12 protein-coding genes are annotated in these 15,701 nt (G+C 52.8%); 6 read left to right on the forward strand and 6 right to left on the reverse strand.

What is annotated here, in order from left to right; all coding sequences use genetic code 11:
- Positions 1 to 2: 2 nt before the first annotated feature.
- Positions 3 to 1,292, reverse strand: a complete 1,290-nt coding sequence (locus HY774_28730) for an NAD(P)-binding domain-containing protein (GenBank protein ID MBI4752496.1) — start codon at positions 1,290 to 1,292, stop codon at positions 3 to 5.
- Complete coding sequence (locus HY774_28735) at positions 1,264 to 2,085, reverse strand: phytanoyl-CoA dioxygenase family protein (GenBank protein MBI4752497.1); 822 nt, start codon at positions 2,083 to 2,085, stop codon at positions 1,264 to 1,266. Before HY774_28735 ends, HY774_28730 begins: the two co-directional genes overlap by 29 nt.
- A gap of 135 nt (positions 2,086 to 2,220) precedes the next feature.
- Here HY774_28735 and pip point away from each other — a divergent pair, with 135 nt between their 5' ends.
- From pip to HY774_28755, 4 genes are all read left to right on the forward strand, one after another.
- The gene (gene pip / locus HY774_28740) at positions 2,221 to 3,159 is read left to right on the forward strand and encodes a prolyl aminopeptidase (GenBank protein MBI4752498.1); all 939 of its coding nucleotides are present in this window, start codon (positions 2,221 to 2,223) and stop codon (positions 3,157 to 3,159) included.
- 140 nt (positions 3,160 to 3,299) lie between these two features.
- Positions 3,300 to 5,072, forward strand: coding sequence for a tetratricopeptide repeat protein (locus HY774_28745; protein ID MBI4752499.1), 1,773 nt, complete (start codon positions 3,300 to 3,302; stop codon positions 5,070 to 5,072).
- A gap of 36 nt (positions 5,073 to 5,108) precedes the next feature.
- Positions 5,109 to 5,384 carry a TlpA family protein disulfide reductase gene (locus HY774_28750; protein MBI4752500.1) on the forward strand — a complete coding sequence of 92 codons (276 nt, stop codon included), beginning with the start codon at positions 5,109 to 5,111 and terminating at the stop codon, positions 5,382 to 5,384.
- 243 nt (positions 5,385 to 5,627) lie between these two features.
- Positions 5,628 to 6,149, forward strand: coding sequence for a hypothetical protein (locus HY774_28755; protein MBI4752501.1), 522 nt, complete (start codon positions 5,628 to 5,630; stop codon positions 6,147 to 6,149).
- Between the two features lie 26 nt (positions 6,150 to 6,175).
- Here HY774_28755 and HY774_28760 read toward each other — a convergent pair whose 3' ends face one another.
- The gene (locus tag HY774_28760) at positions 6,176 to 6,853 is read right to left on the reverse strand and encodes a class I SAM-dependent methyltransferase (protein ID MBI4752502.1); all 678 of its coding nucleotides are present in this window, start codon (positions 6,851 to 6,853) and stop codon (positions 6,176 to 6,178) included.
- 398 nt (positions 6,854 to 7,251) lie between these two features.
- On the opposite strand from HY774_28760, the gene HY774_28765 reads away from it, so the two are divergent.
- Both HY774_28765 and HY774_28770 read left to right on the forward strand, forming a co-directional pair.
- Entirely contained in the window at positions 7,252 to 8,508 is a 1,257-nt protein-coding gene (locus HY774_28765) for an NAD(P)/FAD-dependent oxidoreductase (GenBank protein MBI4752503.1), read from the forward strand.
- Between the two features lie 217 nt (positions 8,509 to 8,725).
- Entirely contained in the window at positions 8,726 to 12,154 is a 3,429-nt protein-coding gene (locus tag HY774_28770; protein ID MBI4752504.1) for a CHAT domain-containing protein, read from the forward strand.
- A 363-nt stretch (positions 12,155 to 12,517) separates the two neighbouring features.
- On the opposite strand, the gene tnpA is transcribed toward HY774_28770, so the two are convergent.
- The 3 genes from tnpA to HY774_28785 all read right to left on the reverse strand — a co-directional run.
- On the reverse strand, positions 12,518 to 12,964 hold the full coding sequence (tnpA, locus tag HY774_28775) for an IS200/IS605 family transposase (GenBank protein ID MBI4752505.1): 447 nt from the start codon (positions 12,962 to 12,964) through the stop codon (positions 12,518 to 12,520).
- Between the two features lie 259 nt (positions 12,965 to 13,223).
- A complete protein-coding gene (locus HY774_28780) occupies positions 13,224 to 14,054 on the reverse strand; it encodes a formylglycine-generating enzyme family protein (GenBank protein MBI4752506.1) in 831 nt (276 codons plus the stop codon).
- A gap of 98 nt (positions 14,055 to 14,152) precedes the next feature.
- Positions 14,153 to 15,701: WD40 repeat domain-containing protein (locus HY774_28785; GenBank protein MBI4752507.1), on the reverse strand; the 1,549-nt coding region annotated here is incomplete at its 5' end.

Below are 15,701 nucleotides of genomic sequence, written 5' to 3' on the forward strand. Positions count from 1 at the left end.
CGCTACCTCGCTTTTCCTCGTCTGAGCCGCCGCTCATACCAGATAAACAGCGGTAAAAAGAGTCGGGCCTTGCGCAAATCGGACAGGGTTTTTTGGGGATCCAGCAAGTGTGTTGACGGAGGCTTTACCCCAAATTCTTTGAGAACCAATCCCAACGGCAACTGCATTCCGTCCTGGGCTTTGATCATCCGGCAGAGCAGTTGAGCGCTTGGGGTCAGGAGCGGGCCAAATCCATATCGGGGCTGCTGGCTTCCAATGACATAGAGGTGTTTGTATTCAGGCAGAAGCGACCCGCCGTATAATTTCGCCAGACTTCCCGTGACCGGGACCATTCCGGGCGGCAAAAACGGAAAGCTCAGATGAAATCCCGTGGCACACACCACCAGATCAAACTCAGCTTTCGTGCCGTCAACAAATTCGACGGTTTGGCCTGAAAACCGGGCAATGTCGGGTTTGGGCTGGATGCGGCCATGTTTCAGGTAATGGAGCAACTCGCTGTTGAGCGTGGGATGGGCTTCAAAAATATTGTGGTCTGGTTTGGGAAGGCCATATTGTTCATAGTTGCCGACCACGACTTTCAAAATGCCTTTGAGCACCAGCCGCTGAAGCCACAGCGGCGCCCAGGCCGGAATAAATTCAACCAGCGGCATGCCAAACACGGTTTTCGGCAAAAACCAGTACCCGCGCCGGAGGCTAATCGCGCATGATTTCCCAACCCGGGCAGCTTCGGAGGCAATGTCGCAGGCTGAGTTTCCCCCACCAATCACCAGCACGCGTTTATCTTTTAACTGGTCCGGATGTTGATAGTCCTTGGAGTGGATATATTCACCTTCAAAATGACCGGGATAGTTGGGAAACCGGCGGTCCCAATGGTGGCCGTTGCACACCAGTACCCCTTTATAGATTCGTTTTTCACCGGATTCGAATTCCAGTTCCCAGAGTTCATTGGGCTGCGGTTTGACCGAAATCACTTTGGTTCGAAATTGAATCTGAGGCCGAAGATTGAAATGCCGGGCATATGAGCGCAAATACTCAAGCATCTGCTGGCAACTGGGGAAGTCGGGATAATCTGCCGGCATTGGAAAATCGGGAAAATGCGTGGTTTTCTTCGATGAAATGATATGGGTGGTCGAGTAGACACCGTGGTACCAGTTTCCACCCAGGTCATCATCTGCTTCAAACTGGTCGTAGGGAATCTGATGTTCGGAAAGTGCTTTGGCCATGGCCAGTCCACAGGGACCGGCGCCAATCACTGCCATTCGATCACAAAAAGGGTTCATGGGCGTTGTCATTCCACAGATCACGATAGGTTGCAATAAAGCGGGAGTAAAACTGGTTTGCGGATTGGCTTAACCCATCCAGGTGTTGTGGGTCAAGAAAACACGTCGGAGGCGTCACGTACGAGTCGGGCTTGGTTCCATAAATCACATCAAATGTCCGACGCGGTTTGCCTGCCACATACCGCCCTCGATGGATACTCCAGGCATTAAAAACACAGGCATCACCGGGTTGGAGATCAATTCTGACGGCGCCGGGCATATCCGGGGCATTTCTGGCTTTTCCATCCAACCCTTTGCGAATGACGCGTTCTTCGGGTGTATCCCATCGGGCATGGGTGCCGGGCACAATTTCGAGATGGTCGTCAGGTTCGAGGGCAATATGAAGATGGATCCCAACCGTGGTGGCCATCCAACGGTGTTCCTCGGCTTCATCGGTGGCGCCAAATTGTTGATCCCGATGCCAGTCACCATCGCGGGTGTGGGTGGCCGGTTCAAAGAAATATTGGGTGTTGTGAAATATCAGTTCCTGGTCGCAAACGAACTGCACCGGTCCAAATATAGTTTCGCTCGCCATCAGTTCCAGTAGCCAGACCAGTTCCCGTGGATGGTGGCTGAAATACCGTGGCTCAGTTAAATAGGCCAGATTGGTGAAGTTGACAGCTTCAGCCGGGGTTAGCGATTCAGAAAGCCACTGGTCGAAAATTCGGTCGCACATCTGTTTTAGGGTCAGTTGATCGGCCATGGTCAGCAACTGCCGGATGACAAAAAACCCATGACGATTCCATTCAAGCTGATGACTGTTCATTTGGTTGCGGATTGAAAATTGGGATTTAGAACCCTGAAATCAAAGCAGTTCAAAACCTTTTCTTCAAGTTGAACGGTCAGTGTGTTACAACACTCGTCATCTCACATTTCATAATTGAACAGGAAGTCCATCACTATGCGAACGCTCTATGATCCGATTGAACCCTTTGATCAGGGGATGTTGAAAGTGTCTGACCTTCACACGCTCTACTATGAGCAAAGCGGAAACCCCAATGGTCGTCCGGTTGTTTTTTTGCACGGCGGTCCAGGCAGCGGCACGTCTCCCAAACACCGGCAATTTTTTGACCCGCAAGCTTACCGCATCATTTTGTTTGACCAGCGTGGCTCAGGAAAAAGTCTTCCGTTTGCCTCGCTTGAAGAAAACACAACCTGGGATCTGGTGGCTGACACCGAAAAGATCCGCGAGCATTTAGGCATTGAGACCTGGGTGGTGTTTGGTGGTTCGTGGGGCAGCACACTGGCGCTGGCCTATGCGGAAACCCACCCGGAGCGCGTTCAGGCCCTGATTTTGCGCGGGATTTTCCTGTGTACCAAAAAAGAACTTGCCTGGTTTTATCAGGATGGCGCCGGGGCGATCTACCCCGATCAATGGGAGCCGTTTTTGAACTTCATCCCCGAAGCCGAACGCGGCGATATGATGAACGCCTATTATCGGCGGCTGACCAGCGATGATGAAGCCCTCCGACTCGAAGCCGCGAAAATTTGGAGCATCTGGGAAGGCTCGACCTGCACTCTGTACCCAGACCCGGATCTGGTCACCGAGTTTGGTGCCGATGACAAAGCGCTTTCGATTGCCCGGATTGAATGCCACTATTTTGTCAACAACATCTTTATGGAAGAAGACCAATTACTCAAAAACGTTGACCGCATTCGACATATCCCGGCGGTGATCGTTCAAGGGCGCTATGACATTGTGTGCCCGATGATGACTGCCTGGGAACTCCACAAAGCCTGGCCGGAAGCCGAGTTTCACGTGATTCCAGATGCCGGACACTCCGCATTTGAGCCCGGAATCACCGATGAACTGATCAAAGCCAGTGATCGGTTTCGGTAGATGAATCTGAATTGAGAATTTTTTCGGAACTGAGTGGCTGGTGACTGGTGCTTAGGAACCAATACTTTCGAAGAACCAGGTACCAGTCACCAAACACCACGAAAATTCTTTATTCTCAATTCATAGAAGGAGAACGTTTGATGAAACCAGGCCGATACTGGATCAAATTGTGCCTGATATGTTGCCTTTCGATCTGGCTTTGGGGAGCACCTGCCTCCTCCTTCGCCCAATCAAATGCAACCCAGACACCAATCTACACACTTGAACCCAGGTCTGATGCCGCCAAAACACTGGCAACTCAGGCAAATGAACTCTACAGAACTCAAGACTACAAAAGTGCACTGGCGAAAATTCAGGAGGCACTCGACAAAGACCCCAATTCTTATAAGCTTCACAATCTGTATGTTGATATTCAATTAATGCTGGTCTCACCAGATCGGGTGCGTCAGGAATACTTCGACAAAATGGCGAAAGACCCGGCCAATCCGGTTTTTCCGTTGATCCTGGCTCGAAACAGGGTACTGCTGATAGACAGAGAAGCGATCCAAGACTTACTTGAAAAAGCTGGTACCGTGGCACCTGACTCGGTTGTGGGCCAATCAGCGCTGATTGATTTATACCGATTTCATAAAGAAGACCTGGTAAAAACTGAGGAAGCTTACAAGAAAGCCATTGCCCTTGATCCCAACAATCATGAAATGATTGCCAGCCTGGCTGCGTTTCAGGTCGAGGAGTTAAAGAAGTTTGATGAAGCTCTCGCCCTCTATCAGTCGCTCTTAAAACAAAATCCAAAAAATTACGAGGCCGCCATTGGTGTGATGTCGGTCAACGTGGCCAAAGCCGGGTATTCTGACAAAGCCAAGGCAGCCATGCGTCAGGAACTTACCGCGCTGAAAACATCTGAACCCCCTTCCCAAAACCTGCTTTCGGCCATCAGACTTGCGTACTGGCTTGTACTGAAAGACCAGATCGCTGCCCAGGAAATAACAAAAGAACTCAATGAAAAATTTCCCACCCCAGGTGTCCCACCTGGGCTGATGGGTATTTCGATGATCACAGATACCGGAGAGCCGCTCCAATACATTTTTGCTGGCAGGCGGTATTTTTGGATTCGGAAAGTTCAGGCGATAGACGCAGACCAGAAAACACCACTGGCTGACCGAATTACAAAGCTCGAAACCCTGAACCAGGAAAATCCCGATGATGAGCAATTTCGGGCCTATCTGTTGGAACAATTGGTCAGACTGTATAAAGAAGCCAAAGACACGGCGAAACAAGAAGCTACGGTAAAACAAATCCTGGCCATTGAACCGCGAAAAGTGGGATTGCTCAACGACCTTGCCTGGTCCCTCACGGCTGGTACCCGACCTGACCAGGAAAAAGCATTGACCTATGCCAAACTGGCCATTGCCGAATTAGAGAAACTGACTCAAGGTAAGGGTTATAACCAGCAGCAGGTACAACAGAGCAAAGCCTCGTTCCTGGAAACCCTGGGGAGAATTCAGTTTCAACTGGATAACCTTTCAGAGGCTGAAGCCGCACTCACCCAATCACTGGCACTCAACCACACCGATGATGCCAACTATGAACTGGGCCGGGTCTATGAAAAACAAGGCAAAACCAGAGAAGCCGCTCAGATTTTTGCCGAATCGGTTGCCAGTGAAGGTGACAATTCCGCCATGGCGAGGAAACGGTTAGAAGATCTTGATCAGGCGGACACCTCAATTCATGCTTCTGCCCTGATCGCCACCGCAACTGAAAAACGGATTTCGAGGCTGCGCGAAAAAGTGATTGCCTCACTGGTCACCAAACCATCGAAAGATTTCACCCTGACCAGTTTTGATGGGAAAAAAGTGAATCTGGCATCGCTCAAAGGAAAGGTGGTCATGCTCAATTTTTGGGCCAGTTGGTGAGGACCCTGTCGTGCGGAGTTTCCGCACCTCATCACCTTGCACAAAACATACAAAGCCAAAGGGTTTGAACTGCTCTCAATCAACATTGATGAAGACCTGGACGCCGCCAAAGCCTTTGTCAAACAACAAAAGCCGGGATTTCAGGTATTTGAAGCCAAACAGGTAAAAGAACTCTATGGCGTGCGTGGAGTTCCAATTTCCTTCTTTATTGATCGAAATGGGAAGCTTCGCAAAACAGAAACCGGATTTAATCCCAAAGACGGCCCACGGGAACTCTCAATCCTGATCGAAGAACTGCTCAAGGCCAAATAATAGCCGTTCGGGTTCAGGGTTCAGGGTTCAGGGTTTGACGTGGCCGAGACCGTGGGACAAGGAGAAAAAACAACCAGTCGCCTTCCCCCGCGCTCAATCGGAACTGATTCAACCTGACAAACCTGGTGAATTGTCTCCGTGTCTCCCCATCTCTTTGTCTCACACAGGCTCAAACTTCCTTATTCTGGCGCTTATGCCCCAAACCCTGAACCCTGAACCCTGAACCCTGAACCCTGTTTCGTTATGTTCAAATCTCTGGCATTCCTTCTGGTTACAACCCTGGTTTTTGGCTTCAATTCACTATGCGTCACGGCGCACGATTTCCACGCCAGCTTTACCCAACTCGAATTCAATCCCAAAACCAAATCGGTTGAAATGATTCTCCGGGTTTTTACAGACGATCTGGCCAACGCTTTGAGCCGACGCACCGGACGGCATATCGTCCTGGACCAGACGCCGGATGCCGAAAGTTTGACGTTTGCCTATGTAAAAGATCGGTTTGAACTCCGCAACGAACGCGGCAAAGCGCTCCGCCTGAATTGGATTGGGATGGATGCAAAGGTTGATATGGTCTGGATTTACATTGAAATCCCAATGTCCCAATGGCTTGCCCAGGGCCAGCTTCGCAATGAATTATTGACCGAACTCTTTGCCGATCAGGTCAACGTTGTGGGGCTCAAGGCCAATCAGCACAAAGGGGACTTGATGTTTGCCGCCTCTGACCGATTCAAACCGCTCCCGGAACTCACACCAATTCCGAAATAGGCAGCAAAGGCAGTTGCTCTTGCTTCCTACTTCGCGACGAACAGGACGCGAAACCGTCGTTTGGGTGGATCTTCCTGATCCCAAAAATCTTCAAATGAAACTTGAGTCAGGCCAGCGCGAACGAACTCATCAAGTTCAGACTTCATCAGTGGCCAGGGCAAACTGCCGGGGTCGTCTTCGGGGTCGCGCCCACGAGCAATCAGGAGCAGTTTTCCATTAGTGCCCAGAGTTTGAACCAGATTGGACACAACCGTTGGCCGAATTTCCACCGGAAGCGTCTGTAACGTGTAGGCTTCAAAGACAAAGTCAAACTGGTGCTTCCATTCATCCGGTAACGCCAGGGCATCCGCCACCAGGTACTGAACTGGTGAATCTGGATACCGCCGCCGACACCATCCAATTGCCGTTTCGGAAATATCAAACGCCGTTGTCTCAAACCCAAGTGCCGCAATGGCTTCGGCATCGTCTCCGAGCCCACATCCCACAACAAGGGCTCGTTTTCCTTCACCAGAAAGATTTTCACGTTCGACCCAGGTGACAAAGCTCGGATTGACTTTCAGGTCAGCCCAGGGAATGTGGTCCGGGTTGCCGGCGGCTGCCGTGTAGACCTGTTCAAACCAACTGGTGGGATCATTTTTGGTCAATGATTCTTTCGCAAAGGATTGTGCTTTTTCGCGGGCTTTGAGTCGGTTGTCGAAGACCACAGTTTTAGGGTTCGGGGTTCGGGGTTCGGGGTTCGGGGTTCGGGGTTCGGGAGATACTATAGGGTTGGTATTTTACCGAAAACTCCAAGACATTTTAACCACGAAAAACACGAAAAACACGAAAAAGATCAAACACTGACCAAACCCAATATCTCAGGAAACTTATGACAAGGTACTTAAAAAAAGTGGCTTCTGACATAAATGGTTGTGGTTGGTTAGAGATAGGTATACAAAATAAAACTGGATTCAATACCATTTTGCAATGTCTTCCTTGCATTACGAGAAAGCTAAACTATTAAAAGCACTGTATTTCCCCGAACCTCGAACCCCGAACCCCAAACCCTAAACCCCGAACCCCAAACCCCGAACCCCGAACCCCGAACCCTGACCCCTTAAAAATGGACGCAAAAAACACACCACAATCTGCTGACCTTGTCATTGTCGGCGCCGGCGCTGCCGGATTGATGGCCGCCATTTGGGCCGGACGAACCAACCCGCACCGTTCGATCATTCTGCTGGACGGAGCCAAAAAGCCAGGGTTGAAAATCCTGATTTCCGGTGGCGGACGCTGCAACGTGACGGCGGAATATGTTGATGAATCGGCCTTTGCCGGGTCGTCGCGCAATGCCATCAAGAAGGTTCTCCGCAGTTTTGACGTGGCGCAGACGATAGATTTTTTCCGAAAACTTGGCGTCGAACTCAAACGCGAAGAAACCGGCAAGCTGTTTCCCGTTACTGACAGCGCCCAAACCGTCTGGCAGGCGCTGCTTGACGCTGCAAACGCCGTCAATGTCCGCATCAAATTCCCTCGCAGAGTTTCCGACATTCAAAAAACCGAGTCTGGTTTTTGCGTTTCCGGCGATTGGGGAAGCATTGAAACACCCAACGTGATCCTGGCAACGGGTGGGAAAAGTCTTCCGAAAACAGGTTCCGATGGTCTTGGCTACCGGCTCATCAAAGAACTCGGCCACAGCCTGACCGAACGGATTTTTCCGGCGCTCGTGCCGCTCACCCTGCCAAAAGACCATTTTATTTGTGGATTAAGCGGATTGACCGTTCCGGCGACGCTCGAAGTCCACTCCCCGACCGGAAAAAAACTCGCTTCGTTTACCGATTCAACCCTGTGCACGCATTTTGGATTGTCTGGCCCGTCAGTGCTCGACATCAGCCGGTACTTTCTGGATGCCAGAATGGACAATCCCAACGTCCGGCTCATCATCAACTGGTTGCCTGGGCAAACAGCGGAGGAGCTTGACCGGGAACTCCAAACCCTGGGGAAAGGGACGGTATTGGGTTTTCTGCGCCACCATCTGCCGGAACGCCTGGCCAAAGCGCTCTGCGAATTTTCAGCCGTAGACCCCACCGTTGCCGGACACCAGTTGACCCGCGACCAGCGCCGAACGCTCGCCCGCAACGTCACCCAGCTTTCGCTTTCAAATGCCGGTCATCGCGGCTTTGACTTTGCCGAAGTCACCGCCGGCGGCGTCCCGTTGACGGAACTTCACCTCCACACCATGGAATCCCGCCTGTGCAAAGGGCTCTACCTTTGCGGAGAAATCTGCGACGTAGACGGTCGCATCGGCGGCTTCAATTTCCAATGGGCCTGGGCCAGCGGCTACCTTGCCGGTACCTCAGCCGGGAAAATTTCGAACTGAAATGCCAGGTTTGCTCTAAAAGCACCAGGAAAGAGTTTTAGGCCCGCAGAGTCGTTGTGTCATAGCCGTGGTGCGAAGCCCACGGTCCGGCCAGTTTTTTCGTGTGTTTCGTGTGTTTCGTGGTTAGAAAGATCCTGAAATTTTCGGTAGGATACCTGCCTTTTGAACCTGCCGTTTCCCATCTGTTCCTCACCTTTCGAACCGGAGATTTTTCTATATGCGAGGCTGGATCTTTCGCTGGATCTGTTGTGTATTCATTGGGTTACTGATTCTGGAGGTCTCGACCATCCTCACTCTGGGTCAACCCCAAACGCCCACTTCGCCATTTGATTTTCAGCCGCCATTTGAGCGTGAGATGAACGCCGGCGAAAAACACACCTACCCGGTCCGATTAAAGGCCAATGATTTTCTGAAACTGGACGTCGTCCAAAAGGGAATTGATGTTGTGGTGCGGTTGCTTGGCCCGGATCGGAAGGTCATGGTTGAAGTTGACAGCCCCAACGGTTCACAGGGCGCAGAGCCGATGATGTTTATTGCCCCGGCTGATGGCAGTTACCTGTTGGAAATTGAATCACCTGCCAAAACGTCTCAATCGGGCACCTATGTCATTGAGCCGGAAAAAGTCGTCCCCGCGACGGAACAAGATCAGGCGCTGGTTGAAATTGACCGACTCATCGCACAAACCCAGGGCCTGACCAATTCAGGAAAGTTTGATCAGGCGCTGATGCTCTCCCAGCAGGCCGTAGAAAAGAGCGAAAAGGTCTTTGGCCCTGAGCACCGTCAGTTGGCCGAGAGTTTGAACAGCCTGGCAATCGTCCATTATTCCAAAGGTGAGTATGACCAGGCGGCGCAGCTTTTTGAGCGGTCAGTGGCGATCAAAGAGAAGGCCCTGGGCGCCAACCATCAGTCGGTTGGCGAAGGACTCAACAACCTGGCGACGGTTTATTTTATCAAGGGTGATTATGCCCGCGCCGAGGCGCTGTTTCTGAGGGTCGTGCCAATTTGGGAAGCGGTGTTTGGTCCCGAACACGCCAACGTCGCCAGCACCATCAACAATCTGGCCTTTCTGTACAAATCCAAAGCGGAATTTGCCAAAGCGGAGCCGCTGTATTTGAGATCGCTGGCCATCAAAGAGAAGATTTTTGGGCCTACTCATCCCGAAGTCGCCCAGGCCCTCAACAATCTGGCAGTTTTGAACTACACCCGAGGCGATTTTAAAAAAGCCGAGCCGCTCTATGCACGAGCGCTGGCAATTTGGGAGAAAGCCTTCGGACCGGACCATCCGAGTGTGGCCGATGGCCTCAACAATCTGGCGTCACTTTATGACGCCATGGGGGAGTACACGCAATCTGAACCGCTGAAAGTACGGGTGCTGGCCATCAGGGAGAAAGCCTTGGGACCGGCTCACCCAGATGTCGCGGCCAGCCTCAACAATCTCGGAGGACTCTATAAACTGAAAGGCGATTATGCCCGGGCGGCTTCGTTCATGGAACAATCGCTGGCAATTTGGGAGAAAGCCCTGGGCCCCGACCATCCCCTGGTTGCCACCAACCTCAACAATCTGGCTGAGATTTACCAGAAGCAGGGAAACTTCCAAAAGGCGGAGCCGCTCTATCTCAGGGCGCTGGCCATTCGGGAAAAAGTATTGGGCAAGGACCATCCGAATGTTGCCTTCATCCTCAGCAACCTGGCTTCTTTCTACTTCCGTTCCAAAGGTGATGCCGTCCAGGCCGAACCCATGTTCATCAGGGCGCTGGCCATTTATGAAAAGGCATACGGCGCCGATCACCCTGACCTTGCCACCAGTCTCCAAAATCTGGCCTATCTCTATGTTTCCACCAACCGCCTTGACCGGGCCGAACCGCTGTATCAACGGGCGCTGGCGATTCGGGAAAAGTTGCTGGGGCCGAATCATCCGGATGTTGCAGCTACGCTCCAGAATCTGGCTGGTTTGTATCAGGCCAAAGGCGATGTGACCCAGGCGGTTGATTTCCAAACGCGGGCCAATGACGTCACCGAACGCGATCTGGTTCGGAATCTGGTTTCGGGTTCCGAACGACAAAAGCTGCTCTATCTCCATCAAACTAACAAAGATACCAATCTCACCATTTCGCTCAACGTGCAGGATGCGCCAAACAATCTCAATGCCCGCAAGACGGCGTTAACGCTGGTCTTGCGACGCAAAGGGCGGGCGCTCGATGCCCTGGCTTCGGCTATCGAGACGCTGCGCCGGCAACAAACGCCTGAGACACAACGCCTGTTGGACGAATATGCCGCCCTGGCCAGTCAAATTTCGGCTCTGACGCTACGCGGCCCCGGCCAAAAGAAGCCCGAAGACCATCAGGCGCTCATTCGGTCACTTGAAGAACAAAAAGAAAAACTGGAAAACGACATCGGCCAGCGGAGCAAGGAATTTCAAGCTCAAACGGCCCCAATCAAACTGGAAAGCGTGCAAAAGCAGATTCCAGCCAGGGCCCTGCTGCTCGAATATGCCGTGTATCAGCCGTTTGACCCGAAAACCGGGAAATCCGGCGAATCCCGATATGTGGTCTATACCCTTGATCAGAAAGGAAATATCAATTTTGCCGATTTAGGTCCCGCCGAACGGATTGACCAGAGCGCCGCCAGTTTGCACAAAGCGTTAAGCAGTCCCAAAACCGCACTTGAAACCGAGGTCACGCCCGCCGCCCAGGAATTGAATCGGCTGGTCGTCCAACCCATTCGCGCGCTGATTGGAAAAGCCAACCAGTTGCTGATTTCGCCGGATGGAGCGTTGAGCCTGATTCCATTTGCCGCGCTGGCTGATGAAAAAGGAAAATTCCTGCTTGAAAGCCACCGCCTGACCTATTTGACCAGCGGTCGTGATCTGTTGCGGCTGGCCGTGAAGCTTGAGAGCCGCACGGCGCCCGTCATCCTGGCGGATCCGGATTATGCGGAAGGCAAAGGGCCGCTCCTGGCTGGAAAGCAATTTGCGCCACTGGCCCGACTGGTAGGGACAAAGCTCGAAGGACGGTCCTTAAAAACGCTCTTTCCCAACGCTGAAATCAAAATGCAGGCTGACGCCACCGAAGCGGCGCTCAAACAAATCCAGCGACCGGAACTGCTGCACATTGCGACGCATGGTCAGTTTTTGGAGGCACGGGCAGTGCTTCCAGCCTCGGAAGATGAAAAACGGATTGGAGCCGCCATTGACGTCGAAAAACTCAAAGTTGAAAACCCACTTCTGCGGTCGTGGCTATTTTTTGCCGGTGCCAACCACGGAGGGTCCGACGAAAACGACGGCACCTTGACGGCGCTGGAGGCGGCGCAACTGGATTTGTGGGGCACCAAACTGGTCGTGCTCTCCGCCTGTGAAACGGGTGTCGGCGAAGCAAAAACCGGAGACGGCGTGTATGGACTCCGGCGCGCCCTGGTCCTGGCCGGGAGCGAAGCGCAACTGATGAGTCTGTGGTCGGTGTCAGACCGCGCGACGCGGGAATTGATGGTTGACTATTACACCCGACTCAAAGCCGGAGAAGGCCGCAGCGATGCGCTCCGCCGGGTGCAACTCAAGATGCTGAACGACCCCAAACGCCGCCATCCGTTTTACTGGGCTTCCTTTATCCAATCCGGCGAGTGGGGAAATCTGGCCGGCAATCGCAAGTAGCGAAAAGGTTCAGAGTAACGCCTTCAGGCGTGAGGTTTGCCAAATGGGACGAACGATGAAACCCTCTCGTCTGAAGACGATACTCTGAACCTTTCACGTGCAGGTTTTTGATTGCGCTCCAGCAGGAAGATACACGTGATGAATTGGATTGAGCATCCCGAAGGGCGGTGGATAGTAGCCGGTGTGGAAGCCTGCTTTGAGGCGCACCCACCGAAATTTCAAACAGTTCGTTCAGCTTGCGTTCATCAACGGTTTCCGCCCGCAGGGCGATGGATAGTAGCCGGTGTGGAAGCCTGCTTTGAGGCGCACCCACCGGAACAATGTCCCCCCACGATTTGCGCCCGCCAGGGCGCTGGAACCAGATTATTCAATGAGGGTTTCGTCAAATTCAATACCACTCATTCTCAGCAAATCCAGATACTCGTCGCGGAAGGTCCGTTTTCGGTGATGTTCTTCCTGGTTGGCAATGTAGCTCTTTACCTTGTCAATGGTGGTTGGGCTGACCGTAAACACACCATATCCATCCTGCCACCCAAAACTCCGAAAGTTCAACTCTTCGTGAATCCATTGTGAAGAACTGTGTTTGACATCCCGCATCACATCCGCCAGGCGGTGGTTTGTTCGCAGGCTTATCAAAAGATGAACGTAGTCAGCCGTTCCTCCAACCATTTCCGGAATGCCGCCCAAAGTTCGTACTGCGCCACCGATGAATGCGTGAAGTCGAGGTCGCCAATCCTGAGCAATGACCGGCTGGCGGTGTTTGGTGCTGAATACAATGTGGTAATGCAAACTAAAATGGGTTGATGACATGATGGATTCTCCAGCGCCCATCCGGGCGCGAATCTGGGGTGGAACACGGTTTCCGGTGGGTGCGCCTCAAAGCAGGCTTCCACACCGGCTACTATCCATCGCCCATCCGGGCGGAAATCCAAATCAAGCCGAGCTTATTTATCAATTGGCTAATTTCATGAGATTTTGGCTCTTTGGTGTTTGCCGTGAAAATTAGTATTTCGATGAAAACCTGAACCGGTAAGTTCTTTAGAATCAATATTCGTCTTTGAGATTTTGTTCATTTCCACGGGAAATACCAAGGAGCCGAGGTTTTCTCTGCAACTACCCGAAAACCGTAGCTCAGGTGGGGGTTACTTTTGTTGTGTTTGTAACGGGAGGCTGACCGGCAGTCCCTGGCGCAGCCGTCCCACCAACCGCCCCGCATCACGCGCAACGGATTATCGGTCCCCCCCTCCCAGGCACGCCCATCTGTCGGCCTATCGTTACTGTTGTAGTTCGGGTGATACCAGTCCTGGCACCATTCCCGCACGTTCCCGTGCATGTCATGCAAGCACCATGCATTGGCTGGAAAACTCCCCACTGAGGTTGCTGTTCCGCAGTTCTCCCCTGTCGGAGGACTGTCATAAGGCTGAGTCCTATTATAATTTACCTGGTCTGTCGTGATATTTTCTCCGAATGAAAAGGGAGTTGTTGTCCCAGCCCGACAGGCATATTCCCATTCCGCTTCGCTTGGCAACCGGTAGGTATAGCCGTCGTTTTTTGTCTTCTCCTTCAACGTTTGCAAGAATGACTGGCAATGCTCCCACGTTACGCCCGCCATCGGCAACCTCTTATCTTCGAGTTTGGAATTGTTATTGACCCCCATGACCTTCTCCCACTCCTCCCGGGTCACTTCATATTTGCCCATGTAAAATGGCTGGCTGAAGGTCACCCAATGCTGGGTGTCTTCGCATGTGTCTCGCATGGCTTCGTTATCTGGTGAACCCATCTGAAAACTCCCTGCTGGAATCAACTCAAATTCCATTCCTATAGGGTTTGTGAAGAATTGAGGAAGTGGGGCAGGTGGTAAATTTTTCAAGAAAATCGAAACGGCAATTAACAACACCATCACCGCCACACCTGTAAAGAGGTATTTTTTGAATGAAGGGGTAGGTTTTGGAGGGTCTTGGCGGCTCGGCTCAGGCCCTACCGGTTCTGGCGAGCCACCTAAGGGTTTAGCTGGGCCTTTTTGCTGATTCGTGCCCGAATGGCATTCCAGGCCGCCATCAAACCAGATTCGGTGTCGGCTTCAAGCACATATTCAACCAGCTTCGGAATGATTGGAATGGTCACCTTGAGTTTTGCCGTAGCCGTTTTCCCCGGCGCATGGAGCTTTTCGTGAATTTCCGACACCATTTTCACCAGTTCCGTATTTTCTGGCCTGACCTGGAGCGCCGTTACCGCCTGGGAAATCTCAGTCACAGTTTGTTCGGCTTCAGCCTGAGTCAGCGTTGTTTCAATATTCAAACTGGCGAATGTTCTGGCATAGTCAACCAGATGATCTTGAATGGCTGGTTTAACTTCACGATCAATTCGCTTTTTCATCTCAAACCTTTGGGGTGCTGACGCGGTAATCCCAAGTTCCTTTTGAAATTCAAAGAGCCTTTCAAATTGATCAGTTAAAAGCTCTTCGAGGTCCAGCAGCCGCTTGCGGTTTAAAGAATCAAGTGACATTGGTCTTTCCTCCTCCTCAATTGCAGGTAAAAAGTATTTGTTCGGTTTGTTTGTAATGAGCAGTTGATTGCAGGCTTCTTCCAGTTTCAGAAAGTGGATTCGGCCAAGTGCATCACCAGCAAAGATTGTTTTTCCATCTGGCGAAACTGCACAACTCAAAAATGGTGCATCGCCGAAATAGGTCAAGAGCGCCTGTCGAGTTTCTACGTCCCACACCTTGAGTGTGTGGTCAGATGACGCCGAGACCAGCCGACGACCGTCGGGGAGCACCACCACCGCCGTCACCCAAGAAGTGTGCCCGGTGAGGGTGGCCAGTTCCGCTCCCGTCTCAACCTCCCACACCTTGAGCGTTTTGTCCTCTGACGCCGAGGCCAGTCGGCAACCGTCGGGGAACACCGCCGCCGCCCTCACCCAAGAAGCGTGCCCGGTGAGGGTGGTCAGTTCTGCTTCCACCGCCACATCCAACACCTTAAGCATGAGGTTCCAGGACGCCAAGGCCAGCAAGCGGCTAGCGGGGAGCACCGCCACCGCCACTGCCCAAGAAGTGTGCCCGGTGAGGGTGGCCAGCTCCGCTCCCGTCTCAACCTCCCACACCTTGAGCGTGTGGTCACTGGACGCCGAGACCAGCCGGCGACCGTCGGGGAGCACCGCCACCGCCGTCACCTCGCTGGTGTGCCCGGTGAGAGTGGCCAGTTCCTCTCCCGTCGCCACCTCCCACACCTTGAGCGTGTGGTCCCTGGACGCCGAGACCAGCCGACGACCGTCGGGGAGCACCGCCACCGCCGTCACCCAGGAAGTGTGCCCGGTGAGGGTGGCCAGTTCCGCTCCCGTCTCAACCTCCCATACCTTGAGCGTTTTGTCCTCTGACGCCGAGACCAGCCGGCGACTGTCGGGGAGCACCGCCACCGCCGTCACCCGAGAAGCGTGCCCGGTGAGAGTGGCCAGTTCCTCTCCCGTCGCCATCTCCCACACCTTGAGCATACCGTCCCAGGACGCCGAAACCAGCCGGTGACCATCGGGGAGCACCGCCACCGCCGTCACC

This window comes from Acidobacteriota bacterium, assembly GCA_016208495.1.
Lineage (GTDB): Bacteria > Acidobacteriota > Blastocatellia > Chloracidobacteriales > Chloracidobacteriaceae > JACQXX01.

What these genes read in the sequence shown, in the direction of transcription:
- HY774_28735 (MBI4752497.1), bottom strand. Translation starts at nt 2,085, where the DNA reads ATGAACAGTCATCAGCTTGAATGGAATCGTCATGGGTTTTTTGTCATC.
- HY774_28745 (MBI4752499.1), top strand. Translation starts at nt 3,300, where the DNA reads ATGAAACCAGGCCGATACTGGATCAAATTGTGCCTGATATGTTGCCTT.
- pip (MBI4752498.1), top strand. Translation starts at nt 2,221, where the DNA reads ATGCGAACGCTCTATGATCCGATTGAACCCTTTGATCAGGGGATGTTG.
- tnpA (MBI4752505.1), bottom strand. Translation starts at nt 12,964, where the DNA reads ATGTCATCAACCCATTTTAGTTTGCATTACCACATTGTATTCAGCACC.
- HY774_28770 (MBI4752504.1), top strand. Translation starts at nt 8,726, where the DNA reads ATGCGAGGCTGGATCTTTCGCTGGATCTGTTGTGTATTCATTGGGTTA.
- HY774_28765 (MBI4752503.1), top strand. Translation starts at nt 7,252, where the DNA reads ATGGACGCAAAAAACACACCACAATCTGCTGACCTTGTCATTGTCGGC.
- HY774_28755 (MBI4752501.1), top strand. Translation starts at nt 5,628, where the DNA reads ATGTTCAAATCTCTGGCATTCCTTCTGGTTACAACCCTGGTTTTTGGC.
- HY774_28730 (MBI4752496.1), bottom strand. Translation starts at nt 1,292, where the DNA reads ATGACAACGCCCATGAACCCTTTTTGTGATCGAATGGCAGTGATTGGC.
- HY774_28780 (MBI4752506.1), bottom strand. Translation starts at nt 14,054, where the DNA reads ATGGTGTTGTTAATTGCCGTTTCGATTTTCTTGAAAAATTTACCACCT.